The organism is Marinobacter sp. SBS5, from assembly GCF_048285575.1.
In the GTDB taxonomy this organism is placed as follows: domain Bacteria; phylum Pseudomonadota; class Gammaproteobacteria; order Pseudomonadales; family Oleiphilaceae; genus Marinobacter.
Genome location: NZ_JBLWAZ010000003.1, coordinates 1 through 19,688, shown reverse-complemented (window position 1 = coordinate 19,688; position 19,688 = coordinate 1). Strand labels below are relative to the sequence as shown.

20 protein-coding genes and 1 tRNA gene are annotated in these 19,688 nt (G+C 52.7%); 14 read left to right on the top strand and 7 right to left on the bottom strand.

Annotation, left to right across the window (positions count from 1 at the left end; genetic code table 11):
- The first annotated feature begins 27 nt into the window (after positions 1–27).
- From ACNQ6O_RS07185 to ACNQ6O_RS07155, 7 genes are all read left to right on the top strand, one after another.
- Positions 28–1,239 carry a PP2C family protein-serine/threonine phosphatase gene (locus ACNQ6O_RS07185; protein WP_418052562.1) on the top strand — a complete coding sequence of 404 codons (1,212 nt, stop codon included), beginning with the start codon at positions 28–30 and terminating at the stop codon, positions 1,237–1,239.
- A 16-nt stretch (positions 1,240–1,255) separates the two neighbouring features.
- On the top strand, positions 1,256–1,747 hold the full coding sequence (locus tag ACNQ6O_RS07180; protein ID WP_418052561.1) for an STAS domain-containing protein: 492 nt from the start codon (positions 1,256–1,258) through the stop codon (positions 1,745–1,747).
- Between the two features lie 83 nt (positions 1,748–1,830).
- Entirely contained in the window at positions 1,831–2,862 is a 1,032-nt protein-coding gene (locus tag ACNQ6O_RS07175; RefSeq protein ID WP_418053356.1) for an NAD(P)H-dependent glycerol-3-phosphate dehydrogenase, read from the top strand.
- A 27-nt stretch (positions 2,863–2,889) separates the two neighbouring features.
- Complete coding sequence (gene sixA / locus ACNQ6O_RS07170) at positions 2,890–3,339, top strand: phosphohistidine phosphatase SixA (RefSeq protein WP_418052560.1); 450 nt, start codon at positions 2,890–2,892, stop codon at positions 3,337–3,339.
- Between the two features lie 44 nt (positions 3,340–3,383).
- Positions 3,384–4,280 carry a radical SAM protein gene (locus ACNQ6O_RS07165; protein WP_418052559.1) on the top strand — a complete coding sequence of 299 codons (897 nt, stop codon included), beginning with the start codon at positions 3,384–3,386 and terminating at the stop codon, positions 4,278–4,280.
- Between the two features lie 32 nt (positions 4,281–4,312).
- Positions 4,313–4,879 carry a DUF1285 domain-containing protein gene (locus ACNQ6O_RS07160; RefSeq protein ID WP_418052558.1) on the top strand — a complete coding sequence of 189 codons (567 nt, stop codon included), beginning with the start codon at positions 4,313–4,315 and terminating at the stop codon, positions 4,877–4,879.
- A 199-nt stretch (positions 4,880–5,078) separates the two neighbouring features.
- On the top strand, positions 5,079–5,540 hold the full coding sequence (locus ACNQ6O_RS07155; protein ID WP_418052557.1) for an FKBP-type peptidyl-prolyl cis-trans isomerase: 462 nt from the start codon (positions 5,079–5,081) through the stop codon (positions 5,538–5,540).
- Positions 5,541–5,654: 114 nt separating this feature from the next.
- On the opposite strand, the gene ACNQ6O_RS07150 is transcribed toward ACNQ6O_RS07155, so the two are convergent.
- Complete coding sequence (locus tag ACNQ6O_RS07150) at positions 5,655–7,307, bottom strand: electron transfer flavoprotein-ubiquinone oxidoreductase (protein ID WP_418052556.1); 1,653 nt, start codon at positions 7,305–7,307, stop codon at positions 5,655–5,657.
- 326 nt (positions 7,308–7,633) lie between these two features.
- Between ACNQ6O_RS07150 and ACNQ6O_RS07145 the strand changes: the two genes are divergently transcribed.
- Together ACNQ6O_RS07145 and ACNQ6O_RS07140 are read left to right on the top strand one after the other, a co-directional pair.
- The gene (locus tag ACNQ6O_RS07145; protein ID WP_114333740.1) at positions 7,634–8,383 is read left to right on the top strand and encodes an electron transfer flavoprotein subunit beta/FixA family protein; all 750 of its coding nucleotides are present in this window, start codon (positions 7,634–7,636) and stop codon (positions 8,381–8,383) included.
- On the top strand, positions 8,384–9,325 hold the full coding sequence (locus tag ACNQ6O_RS07140) for an electron transfer flavoprotein subunit alpha/FixB family protein (protein ID WP_418052555.1): 942 nt from the start codon (positions 8,384–8,386) through the stop codon (positions 9,323–9,325). It abuts the gene before it with no gap.
- Positions 9,326–9,352: 27 nt separating this feature from the next.
- Here ACNQ6O_RS07140 and ACNQ6O_RS07135 read toward each other — a convergent pair whose 3' ends face one another.
- Entirely contained in the window at positions 9,353–9,808 is a 456-nt protein-coding gene (locus tag ACNQ6O_RS07135; protein ID WP_418052554.1) for a hypothetical protein, read from the bottom strand.
- Positions 9,809–9,819: 11 nt separating this feature from the next.
- Entirely contained in the window at positions 9,820–10,149 is a 330-nt protein-coding gene (locus ACNQ6O_RS07130; RefSeq protein WP_418052553.1) for a hypothetical protein, read from the bottom strand.
- 167 nt (positions 10,150–10,316) lie between these two features.
- On the opposite strand from ACNQ6O_RS07130, the gene ACNQ6O_RS07125 reads away from it, so the two are divergent.
- A complete protein-coding gene (locus ACNQ6O_RS07125; protein ID WP_418052552.1) occupies positions 10,317–11,555 on the top strand; it encodes a saccharopine dehydrogenase family protein in 1,239 nt (412 codons plus the stop codon).
- A 4-nt stretch (positions 11,556–11,559) separates the two neighbouring features.
- Here ACNQ6O_RS07125 and cydC read toward each other — a convergent pair whose 3' ends face one another.
- The 4 genes from cydC to ACNQ6O_RS07105 are packed head-to-tail and all read right to left on the bottom strand — an operon-like array spanning position 11,560 to position 17,277.
- Positions 11,560–13,161 (bottom strand): thiol reductant ABC exporter subunit CydC, encoded by a 1,602-nt coding sequence (gene cydC / locus ACNQ6O_RS07120; RefSeq protein WP_418052551.1) that lies wholly within the window; start codon positions 13,159–13,161, stop codon positions 11,560–11,562.
- Positions 13,154–14,830: a thiol reductant ABC exporter subunit CydD gene (gene cydD / locus ACNQ6O_RS07115; RefSeq protein ID WP_418052550.1), complete on the bottom strand. Its 1,677-nt coding sequence runs from the start codon at positions 14,828–14,830 to the stop codon at positions 13,154–13,156. The genes cydC and cydD overlap by 8 nt, the downstream gene beginning before the upstream one ends.
- A complete protein-coding gene (gene cydB, locus ACNQ6O_RS07110) occupies positions 14,831–15,832 on the bottom strand; it encodes a cytochrome d ubiquinol oxidase subunit II (protein WP_418052549.1) in 1,002 nt (333 codons plus the stop codon).
- A complete protein-coding gene (locus tag ACNQ6O_RS07105) occupies positions 15,832–17,277 on the bottom strand; it encodes a cytochrome ubiquinol oxidase subunit I (RefSeq protein ID WP_418052548.1) in 1,446 nt (481 codons plus the stop codon). The genes cydB and ACNQ6O_RS07105 overlap by 1 nt, the downstream gene beginning before the upstream one ends.
- 187 nt (positions 17,278–17,464) lie before the next feature.
- On the opposite strand from ACNQ6O_RS07105, the gene ACNQ6O_RS07100 reads away from it, so the two are divergent.
- From ACNQ6O_RS07100 to ACNQ6O_RS07085, 4 genes are all read left to right on the top strand, one after another.
- A complete protein-coding gene (locus ACNQ6O_RS07100) occupies positions 17,465–18,091 on the top strand; it encodes a class I SAM-dependent methyltransferase (RefSeq protein ID WP_418052547.1) in 627 nt (208 codons plus the stop codon).
- Positions 18,092–18,197: 106 nt separating this feature from the next.
- Positions 18,198–18,284, top strand: a tRNA-Leu gene (locus ACNQ6O_RS07095).
- A 457-nt stretch (positions 18,285–18,741) separates the two neighbouring features.
- Positions 18,742–19,053, top strand: coding sequence for a hypothetical protein (locus ACNQ6O_RS07090; RefSeq protein ID WP_418052546.1), 312 nt, complete (start codon positions 18,742–18,744; stop codon positions 19,051–19,053).
- A gap of 144 nt (positions 19,054–19,197) precedes the next feature.
- The gene (locus ACNQ6O_RS07085; protein ID WP_418052545.1) at positions 19,198–19,506 is read left to right on the top strand and encodes a hypothetical protein; all 309 of its coding nucleotides are present in this window, start codon (positions 19,198–19,200) and stop codon (positions 19,504–19,506) included.
- The last annotated feature ends 182 nt before the right edge of the window (positions 19,507–19,688 follow it).

The following is a 19,688-nucleotide window of genomic DNA, read 5'->3' as shown; positions in this document are numbered from 1 at the left end:
TACCGCTGGTAGTTTAGGGCAACTAACATGACCTCGCGCACCGAGCGCATTTTGATTATTGACGCCGATAAACAGGCTCGTTCAGACCTGTCACGTTATTTGGATGCCAGAGGCTTCTATGTGAGCGTTTGTCGGGATGTTCATGCGGCGCGCAGCCTCTTCAACGAGAAAACGCCTGATGTCATCTTTGCTGACCTTGACCCGAATGTCATAGAGGATCTGACCCAGTGCCTCGAGGCGTCCGAAACTTACACGCCCATTGTTGCATGCACCAGCAGTCCTTCAAGCGCCACGGTGATTGAGCTTCTTCGGGCTGGCGCCGCGGATGTTGTACTTAAGCCCTGTAACGCGGATAAGAGCGCGTTGGATGACGTCATCGAAAAGTTGTTTGATCGAATTCGGGTGAATCGTCTGAACAAGCAGTATCGTGAAGAGCTCGAAGAGGCCAACGTGGATCTTCGCAGCGGCATTGCTGAACTACGGGCCGATCAAAATGCGGGCCGTAAAGTACAGTTGAAGATGTTGCCGGAGCACAACCAAGAAATTTGCGGCCTCCATGCCGACTATTTTATCAAGCCGTCCCTCTACTTGAGCGGCGATTTCCTGGATTACATTCGGCTGTCGAGTGACAAGGTGTTGGTGTACATCGCTGATGTATCCGGCCACGGAGCCAGTTCAGCCTTCGTTACAGTGTTGCTAAAAAACCTGACCAACCGCTTAAAGCGCAATCTACGCAGGCAGTCCAGTGATGACATTATGCATCCGGAGCGTATTCTTGAGCGTATTAACTCAGAACTGATGGATACGAGTTTAGGCAAACACGTAACCGTTTTTGTTGGCATCATTACACTGTCAGAGCGAACGTTAAGCTACGCGGTGGGGGCGCATTTTCCTATGCCTATATTATCGTTTGAAGACGGCGAGACCCGGTTTCTCGAAGGCAGCGGCCTGCCTGTTGGCTTATTTGATGATGATCCCAAGTGGGATTTGTATCAGGTAAAACTGGATCGGCCATTTCGCCTTTTTCTTTTCTCGGATGGCCTCTTGGAGGTCATTCCTGACAAAACTCTGGATGAAAAGGAACGTACGCTACTTGAACTCGTATCAGGAGGTAGTCACACTATCGCATCGCTGAGCGAGGCCTTGGGATTAAATAGCATCTCGGAGCTTCCTGACGATATAGCGATAGTATCGGTCACTGACCAGTTAGCTGGTTCAGATAAAACGTCGTCGACTTAGTGGCACTGTGAAAAACATGGCTGGTTATAAAATCCTGCAAGCAGATAAGCAGGGAATTTACGTCCTGAAGTTTATTGGAGAAATCCGGCTGAACCTATGTTCGACGCTGGACAACCTCGTTGAGTCCATCACCCGGGACCCGGAATTCAAAACCGTCGTTATCGATCTCACCGAAACGGACATTGTCGATAGCACAACGCTAGGGCTCCTTGCCAAGATAGCATTGGCGGCTTACAAACAAAGCCAATTTCTACCGACTCTGATTTCTACAAATCCTGATGTTACCCGCATTATCTCCTCCATGGGCTTCGACAAGATCTTTATTATTGTCCGCGAGCCGGCTTCCCGAATCGAAGACCTTGAAGAGATTCCTGTCCTTAAGGCCAGCGAACAACAAGTCCGCGAGAAAGTGCTGGATGCCCACAAAGTATTGATGGCCATGAACAGCAAAAACAGGGAAGAGTTCAAAGACCTCGTTCGAGCTCTTGAGTGTGAAGAACCCGGCTGATCACTTTTGCTTTCAGCGCCGGGTCTTGCCTAACACCAACATACGGAAAAACTATGCCAGAAAACGTAACGCCTGAAACCGATGTGGCTAAATCTCAACATGTGGCCGTACTTGGCGGAGGCAGTTTTGGGACTGCCATGGCCAAGGTGCTCGGTGAAAACGGTCACACCGTGCATTTTTGGATGCGTGACGAAGGGCAGGTCGAAGCAATTCGCACAACTCGAATGAATTCCCGTTACATGCCCGACATCGTTCTTGAAGGCGATATCCTGCCAACAACCGATCTCGTGAAGGCAGTCGGCAGTGCCGACGTAGTCTTTGTCGCGATTCCCTCAAAGGCGTTCCGTTCGGTTATTCGTGACAACAGCAGTGCCTTCAAAGACGGCCAGATCGTTGTGAGTCTGACCAAAGGTATTGAAGAACAAGGCTTCAAGCTGATGAGTGAAATTCTGCTTGAAGAAATTCCCCGCTGCCGGTCAGGTGTGCTGAGTGGTCCAAACCTTGCGGGTGAGATTGTTAATCGCGAGTTAACCGCGACGGTTATTGCCGCGAAAGATCCCGCTGTTCGTCACACCGTTCAGGAATTGCTTGGTTGCGAGTATTTCCGTGTGTACGCCAACGTGGACGTATATGGGGTTGAGCTGGCGGGCGCTCTGAAAAACATATACGCCATTGTGGCGGGCTTGGCCTCTGCCCAAAATCTTGGTGAGAACGCCAAAGCCATGCTGATTACACGTGGGCTGGCGGAAATGAGCCGGTTTGCGGTTAGTCTGGGTGCCAACCCGATGACTTTTATGGGGCTGGCCGGTGTGGGCGATCTGATTGCTACGTGTACATCCAGCAAGAGCCGAAATTTTCGGGTAGGTTACGCCGTAGGTACTGGTAAAAAGCTTGATGAGGCGGCCGAAGAATTGGGTCAGGTGGCTGAGGGCATCTATACTCTTAAGTTAGTACGAGACAAATCTGAAGCCATCGGCATTCATATGCCCTTGGTGCGCGGGTTGTACGAAATTTTATACAACGATGCGCCGATTGAGGTCGTTATTAAAAATCTGATGAATGCCGTTCAGAACTCGGATGTGGAATTCATCCTGCCGCGTACCGTGACTCAGTAACTCTGCAAACTGAACGAGGAGAGTATTATGCAACTGATCATCATGCGCCACGGTGAAGCAGGCAGACACTCCCTCGATCACGAGCGAGAGCTGACCGAAGTCGGGCGAAAGCAGGCCGCCAACGTGGCGGAAAAGATTGCGAAATCTGACTGTAAGCCGAAGATCATTTGGTGCAGCCCATACATCCGCGCACGTCAAACTGCTGCCATTGTGGCTGAAATACTGGGCGTTCGGGTGCATGAGAAGTCCTTCATCACACCGGATGATGATCCGGGGCGGTGTCTCGATGCTTTGCTCGAAAACAAAGAGTCGCCCTTGATGTTGGTGTCGCACATGCCTTTGGTGGGCAGCCTCACAACCTTGTTGTCGGACGGTCATCGTAATGGCATGCCGTTCATGACCGCGCAAGCGGTTGTGCTCGATATGCCGGTCGTCGGGCCGGACTGTGCCACCTTGAAAACGCAGTTTTTGCCCTGACAGTTCGTCCTGCCATCTTTATTTCTCAATACAACTGAGCCGTTATGTACAGTTTCCCGATCGAATACATTGAACCGGTTTTTCGGCCACCGAGTGAGGCAAAGTCTCTTATTCTGCCCGTCACCAACGGCTGCTCATGGAACCAATGCACGTTCTGCGAGATGTACACCCAGCCGCAGAAAAAGTTTCGGGCCCGAAAGCCTGCGGATGTGCGCGCTGATATAGAAAAAGCGGCCAAAGCGTTTGGCAGTGTTCCTCGGGTGTTTCTGGCCGATGGCGATGCCATGGTGCTGCCTACCCGGCGGTTACTCGAAATACTTCACGAATTGAAAGAGGCTTTTCCGGGCCTTCAACGAGTATCCAGTTATTGTTTACCGAGAAATCTGGCGAAGAAGTCAGTCGAAGATCTGAAAGCTCTTCGCGAAGCCGGACTGGGTATTTTGTATGTCGGTATGGAATCTGGTGATGACGAAGTGTTGCGCCGGATCAATAAAGGCGAAACCTGGGAATCCACCCGTTCAGCTCTGGATAAGATCAAGCAAGCGGGCTTGACCAGTTCAGTGATGGTGCTTAACGGGCTTGGTGGCAAAACCCTGTCACGTCAGCACGCGATCAACACAGCGACGTTGTGTAACGAAACCCAGCCGGATTTTCTGTCGACACTGGTGGTTAGCTTCCCTCAGGGCGAAGAGCGTTTCCGCGAAGGGTTTGGCGACGATTTCGAGCTACTTGATCAGCGTGGGCTGTTTGAAGAGATCCAAGTGTTCCTCGAGCACTTAGAGCTGGAGAACACCACCTTCCGCAGCGATCATGCATCGAATTATTTGGTTCTCAAAGGCACGTTAGGGCAGGACAAGCAGCGCCTGTTGGATCAGGTGAATCTTGCTATTACCAAACCGGGTGCCGTGCCTTTGCGCCCTGAATCTATGCGTGGACTTTAAGGGCGACGTTGCGAAAGCAGAAGGGGTTACTTGTGAGTACTAAGCCAGAAGAGATCGCTAAGGTTGTCACCGAGCACTCGAAAGAGCGCGGCCTGCCACCACTCGATAAATGGCACCCGGAGCTATCGGGTGACATGGATCTGGTGATAACGCGGGATGGTCAGTGGATCTACAAGAGTAGTCCAATCAAACGGGAAGCCATTGTTAAGCTCTTCTCCACCATTTTGCGCCGTGAAAACGACGGCCATTACTACTTGGTGACACCCGTCGAAAAGTGGCGCATTCAAGTTCAAGATACACCACTGCTGGCGCACACGTTGACGGTCACGGGTGAAGGCGAGGGCCAGATCCTTCAATTAACGACAAATGTGGGTGAAACGCTCGAGATTGGTGATGAGCACGCGTTAACCGTCGAAAGCTACCCGGATTCGGATGAGCCAAGACCTTTAGTTGCGGTTCGCTATGGCGTTGAAGCTCGCCTTGAAACCAGTGCATTCTATGATTTAGTGGCGGTCGCTGAAGAGCGTGAGATCGACGGAATGACCTTCGTGGGCGTCATGAGCCACGGAAATTTCTGGAAAATCGGGCAGGGCGGTTGAAAAGCCCAGAGCTGTCTCCATAAAGAAGGTAGAAAACGCAGTCTGTCACTTGTTAAACTGTGGTTTCTTTCTTGTTATCGAGCCAGGCTCTCTAACGAGGCCGGTGGTCGTTAGTCCCTCTGTGCAGTGCATCTGTTCACGTTCCTTTCGATTACCTCCATTTTAAATACATAGTCACTGCGACTCGCAAGGAGATCACATGGCCCAACCACGTGTTGTCACCATCCATTACACGCTCACCAATGACCAGGGAGAGCAGCTTGACTCCTCCCGTGTAGAAGGCCGTGAGCCTCTGTCTTACCTGGAAGGTGCACAGAACATCATCGGTGGACTGGAAAGCGCACTGAACGAAAAGAACGCTGGCGACCAGGTTAAAGTTTCCGTAGAACCTACTGAAGGCTACGGCGAAGTTAACGAAGAGCTGATCCAGCCTGTTCCTCGCTCCGCTTTCGAAGGTGTAGACACTATCGAGCCGGGCATGCAGTTCCAAGCACAAACTCCGGGCGGCCCTCAGGTTGTTCGTGTTGTTGAAGTGAGCGAAGAAACTGTCACTATCGATGCTAACCACCCGCTGGCGGGTGAGACTCTGCACTTCGACGTGGAAGTTGTAGAAGCTCGCGAAGCAACTGACGAAGAGAAAGAGCACGGTCACGTGCACTAACCTCTTCCGAAAGGTTGATTGAAAACGGCTCCCTCGGGAGCCGTTTTTTTATGCCTTTAAAACACAAAAAAGCCGGGAAGATCCCGGCTTTTTTGGTCCTATCAGAACATTTTCTTACATGTTCGGATAATTTGGTCCGCCGCTTCCTTCCGGCGTTACCCAGGTTATGTTCTGTGAAGGATCCTTGATGTCACAGGTCTTACAGTGAACACAGTTCTGGGCATTGATCTGGAACTTCTTGCCGCTTCCGTCTTCGGCTTCAACCACTTCGTAAACGCCGGCCGGGCAGTAACGCTGGGCGGGTTCGTCGAACTTAGGCAGGTTAACCTGCAGCGGGATGTCCGGATCGGTCAGCTTCAGGTGAACCGGCTGATCTTCCTCGTGGTTGGTGTTCGAAATGAACACTGAGGTCAAGCGGTCGAAGGTCAACTTGTTATCCGGCTTCGGATAGTCGATCTTCTTGCAGTCAGCTGCAGGCTTCATCGTTGCGTAATCCGGAGTGGTATCACGGAACGTGAACGGAAGGCTTCCGCGCAGAATGTTCTGCTCAACGAAAGCGATTGCGCCGCCAACAAAGTTACCGAACTTGTGCATGGCCGGGCCAAAGTTACGCTCAGCGTAAAGCTCTTTGTACAACCAGCTGTCTTCAAAACGCTTCGCGAAGCTGGTGATCTCTTCGCCAGTTTTACCTTCTTTCAGCGCTTCAAATACCGCTTCAGCACCCAACAAGCCAGATTTCATGGCAGTGTGGGAACCTTTGATCTTGGAGCTGTTCAGAGTACCCGCGTCACAGCCCAGCAGCAGGCCGCCCGGGAAGCTCATCTTAGGCAGAGCGTTGTAGCCGCCTTTGGTGATGGCTCGAGCACCGTAAGCAACACGCTTACCGCCTTCCAGGTACTTCTTCACTTCAGGGTGATGCTTGAGACGCTGGAATTCTTCAAACGGGCTCAGGTGCGGGTTGCTGTAGGATAGGTCAGTGATCAGACCAACATACACCTGACCGCCTTCAAGGTGATACAGGAAGGAACCGCCGGTAGAGCCAGATTCATTCAGTGGCCAGCCAGTAGTGTGAACAACCAAGCCTGGCTCGTGTTTAGCCGGATCGATGTCCCACAGCTCTTTGATACCGATGCCGTAGTGCTGGGGGTCTTTGCCTTCGTCCAGCTTGAAATCGTTGATCAGGCGCTTGCCCAGGTGACCACGACAGCCTTCCGTGAATAGGGTGTACTTGGCGCGCAGTTCCATGCCCGGCATGTAACCGTCTTTCTGGGAACCGTCACGAGCTACGCCCATGTCGCCAGTGATGATGCCTTTAACCTGGCCATCTTCAATGATGGTTTCTGAAGCGGCAAAGCCTGGGTAAACTTCTACGCCCAGTTGCTCGGCTTGTTCAGCCAACCAGCGGCACAGGTTACCAAGGCTGATGATGTAGTTGCCGTGGTTGTGCATGTTCTTGGGCACAAAGGCGTTAGGAATCTTCGTGGCTTTTTCCTGGTTTTTCAGCAGGAAGATGTCATCACGGGTAACAGGCGTGTTAAGAGGCGCGCCTCTCTCTTTCCAGTCAGGGAAGAGTTCGTTCAGAGCAGTAGGCTCGAAAACGGTACCAGCGAGGATATGTGCACCAACCTCGGAACCTTTCTCAACTACACAAACAGTCAGTTCTTCACCGGCTTCTTGCGCCAGTTGCATGACTCGGCAGGCTGCCGACAGTCCCGCAGGGCCGCCGCCTACGATCAGAACATCAAATTCCATTGATTCGCGTTCCACGTTGGTCTCCTCATACAGCTTTAATGAATGTTATTTGACGAAGGATAACGCATTTGACAAATCAAACAAACGTTTGTTTGAAATTTGCGCTCACCTTTGGCATTGTACGTAAACACCGAAATGTCGTGTGTTTTGAGTCGATTTTTAGTATCGTCTCATTGCCTGGCCGGGTCAACCCGGTCTATTGGCCGTGAACGCAGGCCTGGAGCGTCGGATGGGGCAATTACCCCTTCTGTTTTAACCTGCAGTATTGTCATGCTTTATATGGCAGGCGCTCTTTTTCGCACTGTGCATCATTAAACCCATTGTAGAAGAACGAGGAATCTATGAAGGTTCTGGTCGCTGTAAAACGAGTTATCGACTACAACGTAAAGGTGCGCGTCAAGCCGGACAACACCGGTGTTGACCTCGCCAACGTCAAAATGGCAATGAACCCGTTCTGCGAAATCGCAGTAGAAGAAGCGGTTCGTTTGAAAGAAAAAGGCGTTGCCACCGAGATCGTTGTTGTATCCATTGGCCCGAAGGCCTCCCAGGAGCAAATCCGTACTGCTCTGGCACTGGGCGCTGACCGTGGTATTCACATCGAGACTGACGAAGAAGTCCAGTCCCTCGAAGCGGCCAAGCTGCTGAAAGCTGTCGTTGAGAAAGAAGAGCCCAAGCTGGTTATTCTGGGCAAACAGTCCATCGATTCCGACAACAACCAAACTGGCCAGATGCTGGCCGCTCTGACCGGTATGGGTCAGGGTACTTTCGCTTCTGAAGTAGTTGTTGACGGCGAAAAAGTTAACGTAACCCGTGAAGTAGACGGCGGTCTGATGACTGTTGCTCTGAACTTGCCAGCGGTTGTTACCACTGACTTGCGTCTGAACGAGCCGCGCTACGCTTCTCTGCCGAACATCATGAAGGCTAAGAAGAAGCCCCTCGAGACAGTAAGCGCAGCTGATCTGGGTGTAGAAATCGCACCTCGTCTGTCCACCCTGAAGGTAGAAGCGCCTGCTTCACGTCAGGCTGGTATCAAGGTGGCTGACGTTGCTGAGCTGGTGGATAAACTGAAGAACGAAGCGAAGGTGATCTAAATGAGCATCCTGGTAATTGCTGAACACGACAACAGCAGCCTGAAGCAGGCTACTCTGAACGTTGTAGCGGCAGCCAAGGCCATCGGTGGTGACATCGACGTGCTGGTTGCTGGTGAAAACGTAGGTGCCGTCGCTGAAGCCGCTGCAAAAGCCGAAGGCGTAAACAAGGTTCTGGTTGCTGACAACGCTGCCTACGGCCACTTCCTGGCTGAAAACCTAGGTGAGCTGGTTGCTGAAGTAGGTAAGGGCTACAGCCACATCCTGACTTCTGCCGGTACCACTGGTAAAGACTTCATGCCTCGCGTTGCTGCGCTGCTGGACGTTGCTCAGGTGTCTGACATCATCCGTGTTGAATCTGAAGACACGTTTGTTCGTCCGATCTACGCTGGTAACGCCATCGCTACTGTAAAAGCTAGCGACAGCATCAAAGTAATCACCGTTCGCCCGACTGGTTTTGATCCAGTAGCCGCTGAAGGTGGTTCCGCTTCCGTTGAGCAGCTTGACGTTGTTAAAGACGCTGGCCTGTCCTCTTTCGTAGGCGAAGAGAAGGCTAAGTCTGACCGTCCTGACCTAGCTTCTGCCGGCATCGTTATCTCCGGTGGTCGTGGCATGCAGAATGGCGACAACTTCAAGATGCTTGAGCAAGTTGCTGATCTGATGGGTGCTGCTGTAGGTGCTTCCCGTGCCGCGGTTGACGCCGGCTTCGTACCGAACGACATGCAGGTAGGCCAGACTGGTAAGATCGTTGCGCCTCAGCTGTACGTAGCGGTTGGTATCTCCGGTGCTATCCAGCACTTGGCAGGTATGTCTGAGTCCAAAGTGATCGTTGCGATCAACAAGGACGAAGAAGCTCCGATCTTCCAGGTTGCCGATTACGGCCTGGTAGCGGACCTGTTCGAAGCTGTTCCTCAGCTTGAAGAAGAGTTGAAGAAAGTTCTGTAACTTTCTGAACTCATAAAAAAAGGCACCTTAGGGTGCCTTTTTTGTTTTAGAGATAATGCGTTTTTCGGCCTTCTCGATAAACAAACTATCGGCTAGCAGATGTAGGGCCCGGTTGGTGGTTCTCACCACCTGATAAACCTGTTCGCTTTTCTCGTGGTGTGTCTTTTTAACCTTACGCGCGGTGTTTTTGAATTCTTCATCTTTGGCGAATCGGTCAATCAGGCCAAACGTGGTATTGGCGATTGCCTTGTGCACTTTTTCAACAGCGGTTGCACCGCCGGACACGGTATCTTCCATAAGTTTGGCGCGATTACGCACCTCAAGCAGCTCCATTCTTCGTTTTTGGATCTGGCCACGAGCATGCACGCGACTGGCGTTAAGAATTCGAAGCTTTCTGCGCGAACTTGTCGACTGACGAAAGCCGATTGCCAACAAGCACGCGCTCACGGTTAAACAAACACCGGTCATTATCAAAGTGATCATGGTGGGTTACCTCAGCGGTATTCGATCTGCATGTCGACATCTATTTCCCGCGCTTCCAATTCGCTCGTCAATTCCTTGAGAACTTCCTGATACACCATTTTCTTCGCCATCGTGGGGAGCCTGTCCCCCATGATGCGTCCAGCTCTGGACTCCCGTTTGGCCAGTCCGATAGGGTCAGTCACTTTCAGTACAATCGCCAGTTCGGGTTCGGGTTGATGCTCTGGTATATCTTCACGCTCAAGCATTTGATCAATCATCTTCCGCTGTTCCAGTAGTTGCCAGAGTAGAAGGCCGCTGAGGCACGCCAGTACGAAGCTCGTTATAACCAGGAATACAATCACCTATGTCCTCCGAGGTATTTGTTAAGGTGTGACCAGTGTGAACCTGCTTGAGCGCTAAACGATTGGCCGGAAGGACGCAGTTTTGATGAAAAGATGAAAGTAACACGCACGATTAAACCTGTTACCATCGTTTCCATCATAAAATCGAATAAAGATAAGGACACGCAATGACAACACCGCAGAACAATTACGATCTCATTGTATTCGGGGCCACCAGCTTTGTAGGCCAGATACTCACCAGCTACCTCGCCAAGAACTACGGCGTAGGCGGTGATGTAAAGTGGGCCATTGCCGGCCGCTCCGAGAGCAAACTGAACGACCTTAAGTCTACGCTGGGTGCGGACTCCATGAACTTGCCCGTGCTGATTGCCGATGCCAGCGACGAAGCCGCTCTGATTGCCATGTGTGAGCAAACTAAGGTGGTGATTTCAACGGTTGGGCCTTATGCATTGTTTGGTGAGCCATTGATCAAAGCCTGTGTTTCAACGGGCACCGATTATTGCGACCTGACCGGTGAGGTGCAGTGGATCAGCCGGATGATCAAGCGTTATGAAGAACAGGCGAAGGAAAGCGGTGCGCGTATTGTGCACTGCTGTGGCTTCGACTCTATTCCGTCTGACATGGGTGTTTGGTTCCTTCAGCAACAGGCTGAGGAAACTTTTGGACAGCCCTGCCAAGACGTTCGTATGCGGGTTAAGGTTGCCAAGGGCGGCTTGTCCGGCGGCACTGTCGCCTCCATGATCAACATCGCCAAGGAAGTCGGTGCCGATCCGCAATTGCGCAAAGAACTCGCGAACCCGTTTTCAATCTGCCCGCCGGAGCACCGTTCGAAAGCAAGGCAGCCTAGCCTGAAGTCCGCGGAGTACGACAAGGATTTCGGTGTTTGGCTTGCACCCTTTGTGATGGGGGCCATCAATACTCGTGTGGTTCATCGCTCCAACGCGATGCAAGGCGCTCGCTACGGCAAAGAGTTCACCTACGATGAAGCCATCATGACAGGGAAGGGCACCAAGGGCCGACTGACCGCCTACGGTATCGTGGCAGCTCTGGGTGCATTCTTCACCGCGTCCGCCATCAAACCGACCCGTTGGGTGGTCGAAAAACTGGTTCCTCAGCCAGGTGAAGGCCCAACTCCGGAAGCGCAGGAAGCAGGCTTTTACGACATTCGCTTCATTGGCCGCACCCAAGATGGCAAGACGATGATCACCAAAGTGACCGGTGATCGGGACCCGGGATACGGTTCAACTGGGAAAATGCTGGGTGAAGCCGGTTTGTGCCTGGCTCTGGACGTTAAGGACGAGTTGCCCGGTGGTTTCTGGACTCCGTCCTCTGCCATGAACGGCAAGCTCCACGAGCGTCTGACCAGCAACGCTGGCCTGACTTTCGAGGTGTTGGAAACGCGCTAAGAACTTAATTCAGGTGCAGTATGTGGTCGGAAGGCAGCAGCGCTTCCGGCCCATGCCCCAGACTGATGACCGCCCGGCCTTCTAGCCAGCGGTCAATCAGCGGCGCAATCCGCGTGCGTGTATCGGCATCTACACCGGTAAACGGCTCGTCGAGAATCACCAAAGGCGCTTTTGAGAGCAATACACGAGCCAGAACCAAGCGGCGGGCTTCGCCCCCGGATAACCGGTTGCCACTGCTTCCTAACCAAGTGTTCAAGCCTTCAGCTTCCCGCGTAAACCGCTCTGCCAGTTCCACCAATTCCAATGCCCGCCATAACGCTGCGTCCGTCGCCGTGGGGTTGCCCAGAAGGAGGTTGGCTTTGACCGTATCCTCAAACACCACGGTGCTTTGGGTTAGGTAAACGCAATCGGGGCGTTCTAGAGTGCCTGAAAGCGCAGGAATCACCCCCGCAAAGGTATCGGCCAACGAGGATTTACCACTCCCGGATACACCAACAATACCGAGCCTTTCTCCCGCACTGACCGTCAGCGAGAAATGGCTCATGATCGGTGCCGTACCAGGATGCCCTATGGAGAGGTCGGTAGCCGTAAGTGCGGTCTCGTTGGTTGAGACCACTGGGTTAACCGTGGAAGGTTTAATATCCTCATTCAGCCGCTTGGCCGCAGCAACCGTCGCGCCGAGTTTGCCGAAAGCATCGGGGAGCATGCCATAGACTTCGTTAAGGCCCAGCAACACGATGGGTAGCATCACCAAGACCGGCCCAGAGACAGATCCGCTCTGAAACAGCGCGAACCCGTTCCAGAGCACGAATACAGCCGAGAGGTTGATCAATAACTGCGTAATCGCCAAGTGCCAGCCGGTTTGTGTTTCGATCGCAGCCTGATCTTTGGAGAGCGCCAACGATTGCCGTTTAAGCAGCGCGGCATGCTTACCAATCCTGCCCGCTGCGGTGAGCTCGGAAAACCCTTCCAGATGTTCAATGACGTCACTGCGCAGGTGCTCCTGCCGTTCGTTTAGCTGCCCTGAAAGCATCTGTGTTCGCCGATACAGTGCCCATGTGGCGATTACAAATGCAGTCGCCAGAATCGCCAGCAGCGTTAAGGCAATTTGAAGGCTTAATAGCAGCCACACCAGTGCAACCACCAGTAATGCCACCACCGCAGCTAAAGCCGAAGGGGCGACAAGCCGCAGGTACAGTGTATCCAGAGCGTCTACGTCTGCTGTGAGCCGAGACAACCAATGAGCACCTTTCTGACGCCCTCTGTCGCGATGCCCAGCTTCTGCCATGCGATTGAACAACGCCACGCGAATATCGGTTAACAGGCGCAGAACCGTGTTGTGGTTAAACAACCGCTCGAAATAGCGAGCGACAGTACGCGACACCGCAAAAAAGCGGATGCCGCCACCGGGCACGTACAAGTTGATATAGGCTTGAATCCCCGCTGCAAACAACAACCCCACCAGTGCGGTTTCCGTCAAAAACCAGCCCGAAAGCGCGAGTAGGGCGATGCCGGAAATCAAAGTGGCCAGCAGCAACAGCGCACCAACAACCAAGCGCCCACGCCGTTGTAATATCAAACTGAGCCAGGGCCGAAGATCACGCATGCTTCACCTCGCCATCGTTGGTGATCAGCAAGTGATCGGCCAGCGTGAGCAGGGCTTGATGGTGAGTTGATAGGATTAGGGTTTTGCCCGCTTGGGAAAGTTTGTGAAGGGCTTCCAGTACATGGATTTCACTGGTGGCATCCAAACCGGCGGTGGGTTCGTCCAGGAGCACCAGGTCGTAATCAGCCAAAAAGATTCGAGCCAAACTCAAGCGTCGCGCCTGACCACCCGACAAGCCCTGGCCGTCTTCGCCAATCGTGCTGTAGATGCCGTGTTCCCGGTGTTCCACCAAGTCGGCCAACCCGACCTGATGAAGCGCATTTTCAATCGCTATGTCTGAGGCATCAGGGGTGGTCATGCGCAGGTTGTCGGCCCAGGTGCCTTGAATCCAGAAGCCTTTCTGGCCCAGCCACCCGAAAGGCTGCTCACCGGCGGTTTTGCCAAACACCGAAATTGAGCCGGAATCTGGCTGAAGGAACCCCGCTAACATATGCAGCAGAGACGACTTGCCGCCACCGGAGGGGCCCGTCAGCACAATAGTTTCGCCTTGCTTAACGGTTAGCGACACGTTGTTTATAACTTTGAGGCCGTTACCGTAGCAAAGGGATACGCCGTCAATCGCAATGACAGATGCGTTATCTGAAGTAGTCGAACTTTTTGTTTGTGATGGCTGGGAAATTGGCTGCTCAAGCCGGGCCATAATCTCTGCGCTGGCCCCAAGTGCAGCCGCTCGGTCATGGTAATGCTGGGACAACGTGCGCAGGGGTTGAAAGAACTCAGGTGCCAACAACAAAATCAGCAGGCCCGAGAACAGCGTAAGCTCCGAGCTGGGGCCAAACGAAATGTAGCCCAGCAACCCGAACCCGATGTAAATGGCAATCACCGCAATCGCCACGGAGGCGAAGAACTCCAGCACCGCCGACGACAGGAAGGCAATCTTAAGGGTCTTCAGAGTGATCAGGCGAAATTGATCTGAACGTTGGTGCAGCGTGTCACTGGCTTGCGCCGTTTGCCCAAACAACTGAAGCGTGGTCAGCCCTCGAACCTTATCGAGAAACTGGCCCGAAAGCCGGCTGACGGTTTCAAAATGTTGCTGGTTTACCTTTTCAGCGCCCATGCCTACTAACGCCATAAATAAGGGAATCAAAGGCGCAGATAAAACCAAGAAAATACCGGCCAGCCAATCCAGCCAGAACACCACAACCAGAATCAGAAGCGGCACAATCACCGCCAACATCATTTGCGGTAGGAAGCGGGCGAAGTACCCATGAAGGGCTTCAACGTGATCCAGCCATTCCCGGGTGAGGGAAGCGGCTGAGGCATCGGACAGCGCCACAGGCCCGAGAGATTGCCATTTGCGGTGCAGTAGCCGGCGAACCTCCCGGCGCACTTCTTCACTACAGCGGGCGGCAAACCGGGTTTGTAAGCCCTGGCCTAGGGCCCGCAGCATGAGCACCGCCACCAATACCAGAAATGCAGGAGTAAGGCTGGCTACCGGCTGGTGCTCGATAATCCCTTGGTATACCAGCCAAGCCAGCAGGGCCATCTGTGCGATGGTTGCCAGCCCAACCCATACACCGGCCAAAACCGTGGCACGTATCCAGCGCTGACTGCTGTTGGTTAATCCAGACAGCCAACGCCGGACACGGGCCGGGTCCGACGATTCCACTTAGTGGTACCCCTCTCCGGCACGCACCTTGCCGCGGAATACCCAATAGGTCCAGGCGGTGTAAACCAGAATGATCGGAATTACGAACAGCAACCCGAGCAGCAAGAACAGCTGCGCTTCCGGCGCAGAGGCTGCATCCCACAGGGTGTAGTTTGGTGGCACCACATAAGGCCAGCGGCTTACGATCAAGCCCAGGTAGGTGGTGATGAACAACCCCATGGTGGCCACAAACGGCATGCCTTCAAAGCGATTGCGAACTGAACGCCAGATCTGGAACGCGCACAGCAATGTGATAGCCGGCAGAATCCAGATAACGCCCAGATTCGAGAACCAGCGCTCCCAAACAAAGTTGTCAACGAAGGGCGTCCACACACTGATAATGCCGAACACCACCAATACGGTGAACAGCAGCGGTGTGGTGATGCGATAAGCCCAGTCCTGAAGGCGGCCTTCGGTTTTCAGGATCAACCAGGTGGAACCTAACAAGGCGTATCCTGCCAAGGTGCCCAAGCCGGTTAACACGGTAAAGGGCGTTAGCCAGTCGAGTGCGCCGCCGACGTAAACGCCATCCACGGTATTGAAGCCCTGAATATAGGCACCGACCACAGCGCCCTGAGCGAAGGTCGCGATGGTCGAACCACCGGCGAATGACCAGTTCCAAAGGTAGCGCGAGCTGCGGGCCTTGAACCGGAATTCAAAGGCAACACCCCGGAAAATCAAACCGGCCAGCATCAAAAACACACCAATGTACATGGCAGGAAGAATGATGCTGTAAACCATCGGGAATGCGGCCAACAAACCGGCGCCACCCAGTACCAGCCAGGTTTCGTTGCCATCCCAGACCGGTGCCACCGAATTCATCATGGTGTCCCGATCTTCTTCTGACGGCGCAAAGGGAAACAAAATGCCAATTCCCAAATCGAAGCCGTCCATAAGGACGTACATGATGATGCCAAAGCCGATGATAAACGCCCAAATGAGGGCCAAGTCGAACACTTCCATTATTGCTGCCCCCCTTCATGGGCGGTTTTCGCCGGATTTGCTGAATTCTCCTCGGAATCGTATTCAAACTGAACGTGCGCCGCCGACAGTGGGCGGGCAGGGCGGTCGGCCTCGTCTTCGGTGTGGCCACCATCGCCTTCCAGCCCCACGTACAGAACCCGCATCAGGTAGTACAAGCCGGCCGAGAAGATAGAGGCATACACCAGGATGTAGCCAATCAGGGTGAACAGCGCCATGCCTCCGGTGAGAGACGGCGTTACCGATTCCGCCTGCGTCATCATGCCATACACCAGCCAAGGCGCACGGCCCGTTTCGGTTACAAACCAGCCCGTCAAAACCGCAAGAAACGGTGCAATACTCATCGCTCGGAGCCCTTGCAGATACCATCGGGCCTTATACAAGCGGCCACCTTTACGCAGAACCAGCCCGGTGATCGCGAACAGAATCATTAGCATGCCAAGACCGACCATCACCCGGAACGACCAGAACACAATCGCCACTGGCGGCTGCTCTTCGACTGGCACTTCATTCAAACCAAGAATCTCGCCATCGAAATCGTGGGTGAGGATCAAGCTGGCAAGGCTGGGAATACCAATCTCGAAATGGTTCGTTTGGTTTTCTTGGTCTGGAATCGCGAACAGCAGAAGGGGCACATTGGTAGACGTTTCCCAGTGGCCTTCCATCGCCGCCACCTTCATAGGTTGATGCTCCAGCGTGTTCAAACCGTGGAAATCGCCCACAACCGCTTGAGCCGGAGCAATGAACAGCAACAGCCACAAACACATGGAAAGGGCTTTCTTATTCGCTTCCACTTCGCGCCCTTTGAGAATGTACCAAGCGCTCACGCCGGCCACCACGAAACTACCGGTGAGGAAGGAGGCCAGCACCATGTGCATCAAACGGAACTTAAAGGAGGGGTTAAAGATCGCCTCGCCCCAGGACAGGATATGAAACGCACCGTCTCTGAGTTCTGTACCGGCAGGGGTTTGCATCCAGCTGTTGGCGGAAAGAATCCAGAACGCTGAAATCAAAGTACCGATGGCCACCATAATGGCTGAGAACAGGTGCGCCCCGGGTGGCACTTTATCGCGGCCAAAAAGCAGCACCCCCAGGAAAGCGGCTTCCAGGAAAAAGGCCGTGAGCACTTCATAGCTAAGAATAGGACCCAGGAAGTTGGCCGAAGCCTGCGCGAAGTTACTCCAGTTGGTGCCAAACTGGAACGACATCACGATGCCCGACACAACGCCCATGCCAAACACCACCGCAAACACTTTGGTCCAGAACGCGGATAGGGTGATCCAGACCGGGTTCTTGGTTTTATAACCAAGCCCTTCTAGCAGAGCGATATAGGATGCAAGACCGATGGTGAACACCGGGAAAATGGCGTGAAATGACACGACAAACGCGAACTGGATTCGCGATAGGATGAGGGGATCTAGCTCCACAGGAACCTCCAGCAATGACATGCTTACAAAAGGGCATAGCCCGCACAGCAACAGCCTGGTGCATTTTGTAATATTGTTATTACCAGCGGTTACGGTAATGCTAACGTGATCATACCAGAGAAACGCGAGACATTTTGTCGCACTCTTGACATACCACAACAACAAATCGAGTCAACACGGTGAACCAATGAGCTTTTACGAAAACCGAATTCTGCCCCATATCATCGACAAGGCCTGCTCGATGGGGCAGGTCATGAAGCTTCGTAGCCAAGTGGTCCCTCGTGCCAAAGGCCGTGTTCTGGAAGTTGGCATGGGCTCTGGAATCAACCTCGAATTTTACGATCCCGACCGTGTCGAGATGGTGTACGGCCTGGAACCTTCCGAGGGCATGCGCCGCAAAGCCCAAACAAACCTCAACCGCTCGTCTATCAAAGTAGAATGGTTAGACCTTCCTGGCGAGAAAATACCGCTAGAAGATCACTCCGTAGACACCATTCTGCTGACATTCACCCTGTGCACCATCCCGGATTGGCAAGCCGCTCTCGAGCAAATGAAGCGGGTGCTCAAGCCGGGCGGAGAGCTTTTGTTTCTGGAACACGGTGAATCTCCTGATGAAGGTACCTGCAAATGGCAGCACCGGATCACCCCAGGCTGGAAAAAACTCGCTGGAGGCTGCCATTTGAACCGCAACATCGCCGAGTTACTCAAACAGGGCGGATTCGAGATTCAGGAGCTCGAGAACCTGTACATCCCGAAAGCGCCAAAAATCGCGGGCTACATCTACAAGGGCGTCGCGACAAACCCCGAAAGCTAGCCAAATTGTTCGCAAAATGAACAGCTTGGGCAGGAAGTTGAAGAACGGAATTGCGTTAGGCAACGGAGCCTTATACAATCTCCGCCTTCAGATTTTCTCCTCCGATGCCCGGATGGTGAAATTGGTAGACACAAGAGACTTAAAATCTCTCGGCCGTAAGGCCGTGCCGGTTCGATTCCGGCTCCGGGCACCATTTAAAGCACTACGTTAGACAACCACCCCCTCGTTTTACCTTCTACGCTCTCCACAGTAGACCTAATGCAGCAAGCTGAGATGCGGCTTCTCGCCTACGATTTGTCTCCATGCTTGGTGCTGCGCAGTCAGCACGCCATTCCACCAGATGTAGTTCAGCGATTTCCTTATCGCATTTAGAAGCAGCCAATGCTGGTTCGTACTTTGCGGAGCCAAAATTATCTCCTGCCTCATTGTATGAGCAAAAATGAGAGGTCACGCGATTACTTGTTGGAAGTGGAGGAATATACTAAGCTCCTGTTTAAATTAAAAAATTGCCGCCCGTCAGAAGCGGAAAAAGCGGAGTTATGTAGAACGCACTTTTCTGCAATATCGCGGAACGCGGTCTAATCGCTGTTATGCCCTCAGGCGAAAAGTTACAGGTTCTGTACTATAGAATCTGTAGAATAGGAGTAGTCGTGAATTCTAAAATATCAATAGACAGTCAGTGTATATTTATCGAGAAAGATATTGATACTGCTGAATTTGTAGATTATATCTATACGTCGGAATTAAGAGGTCCTGATCCTCGTTCCAAGAGCAGAACTATGAAAATTGGCCAGGTGAATGGCATTTTTAGGATCACTAAGACCAACTTAGAAGTTAAACTGCTAAGAGGTATGGAGTGGGACCCTAATAATAGGTGCTATTTAGCAGCAAGGGCAAAGATATTAAAGCTTTACTCATCCTCAAATGAATTCGCTGAAAAAGCGGCTTTCCAATCTGGATGAATGGCATAACAAGAAATTCCACGGCGACCCATTTTGCTACGCATTTTTATGTGTAAGTCGCTCCGCTCAATTTTACACATCAAAACGCTCCACAAAATGGGCGCGTGAATTTGGCGTTAGGCGTCTTAGCCAAGGAGTAACAAAATGCAGAGAGTACAGATCATATCGGTATTCGCGTTCATGATTTTCTACTCGCTCAACTTGAGTGCGCAGGGCTACCAAGGCAAATATTGCGAACTAGATGGCGCTTCCACCGACAGTGGGCAAGACGTCGATGGCGAATGCTACATGTATAGCGATCAATACGGTGAGCTCGATGGAGCTGAGACAGAAGACGGAGAGTCTGTTTCCGGTGAGTGTTACCGTTATTCCGAGCGTTACGCCGAGTTAGAAAGTGCAGAAACAGAGAGCGGGGAATCTGTTTCCGGCGAGTGCTACTTTTACAATTTATAGTCGATTTCGCCCAATGCACCCAATCCCCCTAACAAGTGCAGGCACCGCGACGCCCACTACATTGCGCCTTCGGCTCCATTTCGTGGGCGCGCATGCTGCAAGCGTTGAGGCTGTAGAAAAAACCCAAATCGAACTCGTTTTGGTAGCATTGAGCAAACAGACAAGGAGTCGTCGGGATGCCT

Coding starts and splice junctions, on each gene's coding strand:
- ACNQ6O_RS07185 (WP_418052562.1), top strand. CDS start 28: ATGACCTCGCGCACCGAGCGCATTTTGATTATTGACGCCGATAAACAG.
- ACNQ6O_RS07180 (WP_418052561.1), top strand. CDS start 1,256: ATGGCTGGTTATAAAATCCTGCAAGCAGATAAGCAGGGAATTTACGTC.
- sixA (WP_418052560.1), top strand. CDS start 2,890: ATGCAACTGATCATCATGCGCCACGGTGAAGCAGGCAGACACTCCCTC.
- ACNQ6O_RS07165 (WP_418052559.1), top strand. CDS start 3,384: ATGTACAGTTTCCCGATCGAATACATTGAACCGGTTTTTCGGCCACCG.
- ACNQ6O_RS07155 (WP_418052557.1), top strand. CDS start 5,079: ATGGCCCAACCACGTGTTGTCACCATCCATTACACGCTCACCAATGAC.
- ACNQ6O_RS07145 (WP_114333740.1), top strand. CDS start 7,634: ATGAAGGTTCTGGTCGCTGTAAAACGAGTTATCGACTACAACGTAAAG.
- ACNQ6O_RS07140 (WP_418052555.1), top strand. CDS start 8,384: ATGAGCATCCTGGTAATTGCTGAACACGACAACAGCAGCCTGAAGCAG.
- ACNQ6O_RS07135 (WP_418052554.1), bottom strand. CDS start 9,808: ATGATCACTTTGATAATGACCGGTGTTTGTTTAACCGTGAGCGCGTGC.
- ACNQ6O_RS07125 (WP_418052552.1), top strand. CDS start 10,317: ATGACAACACCGCAGAACAATTACGATCTCATTGTATTCGGGGCCACC.
- cydC (WP_418052551.1), bottom strand. CDS start 13,161: ATGCGTGATCTTCGGCCCTGGCTCAGTTTGATATTACAACGGCGTGGG.
- cydB (WP_418052549.1), bottom strand. CDS start 15,832: ATGGAAGTGTTCGACTTGGCCCTCATTTGGGCGTTTATCATCGGCTTT.
- ACNQ6O_RS07100 (WP_418052547.1), top strand. CDS start 17,465: ATGAGCTTTTACGAAAACCGAATTCTGCCCCATATCATCGACAAGGCC.
- ACNQ6O_RS07085 (WP_418052545.1), top strand. CDS start 19,198: ATGCAGAGAGTACAGATCATATCGGTATTCGCGTTCATGATTTTCTAC.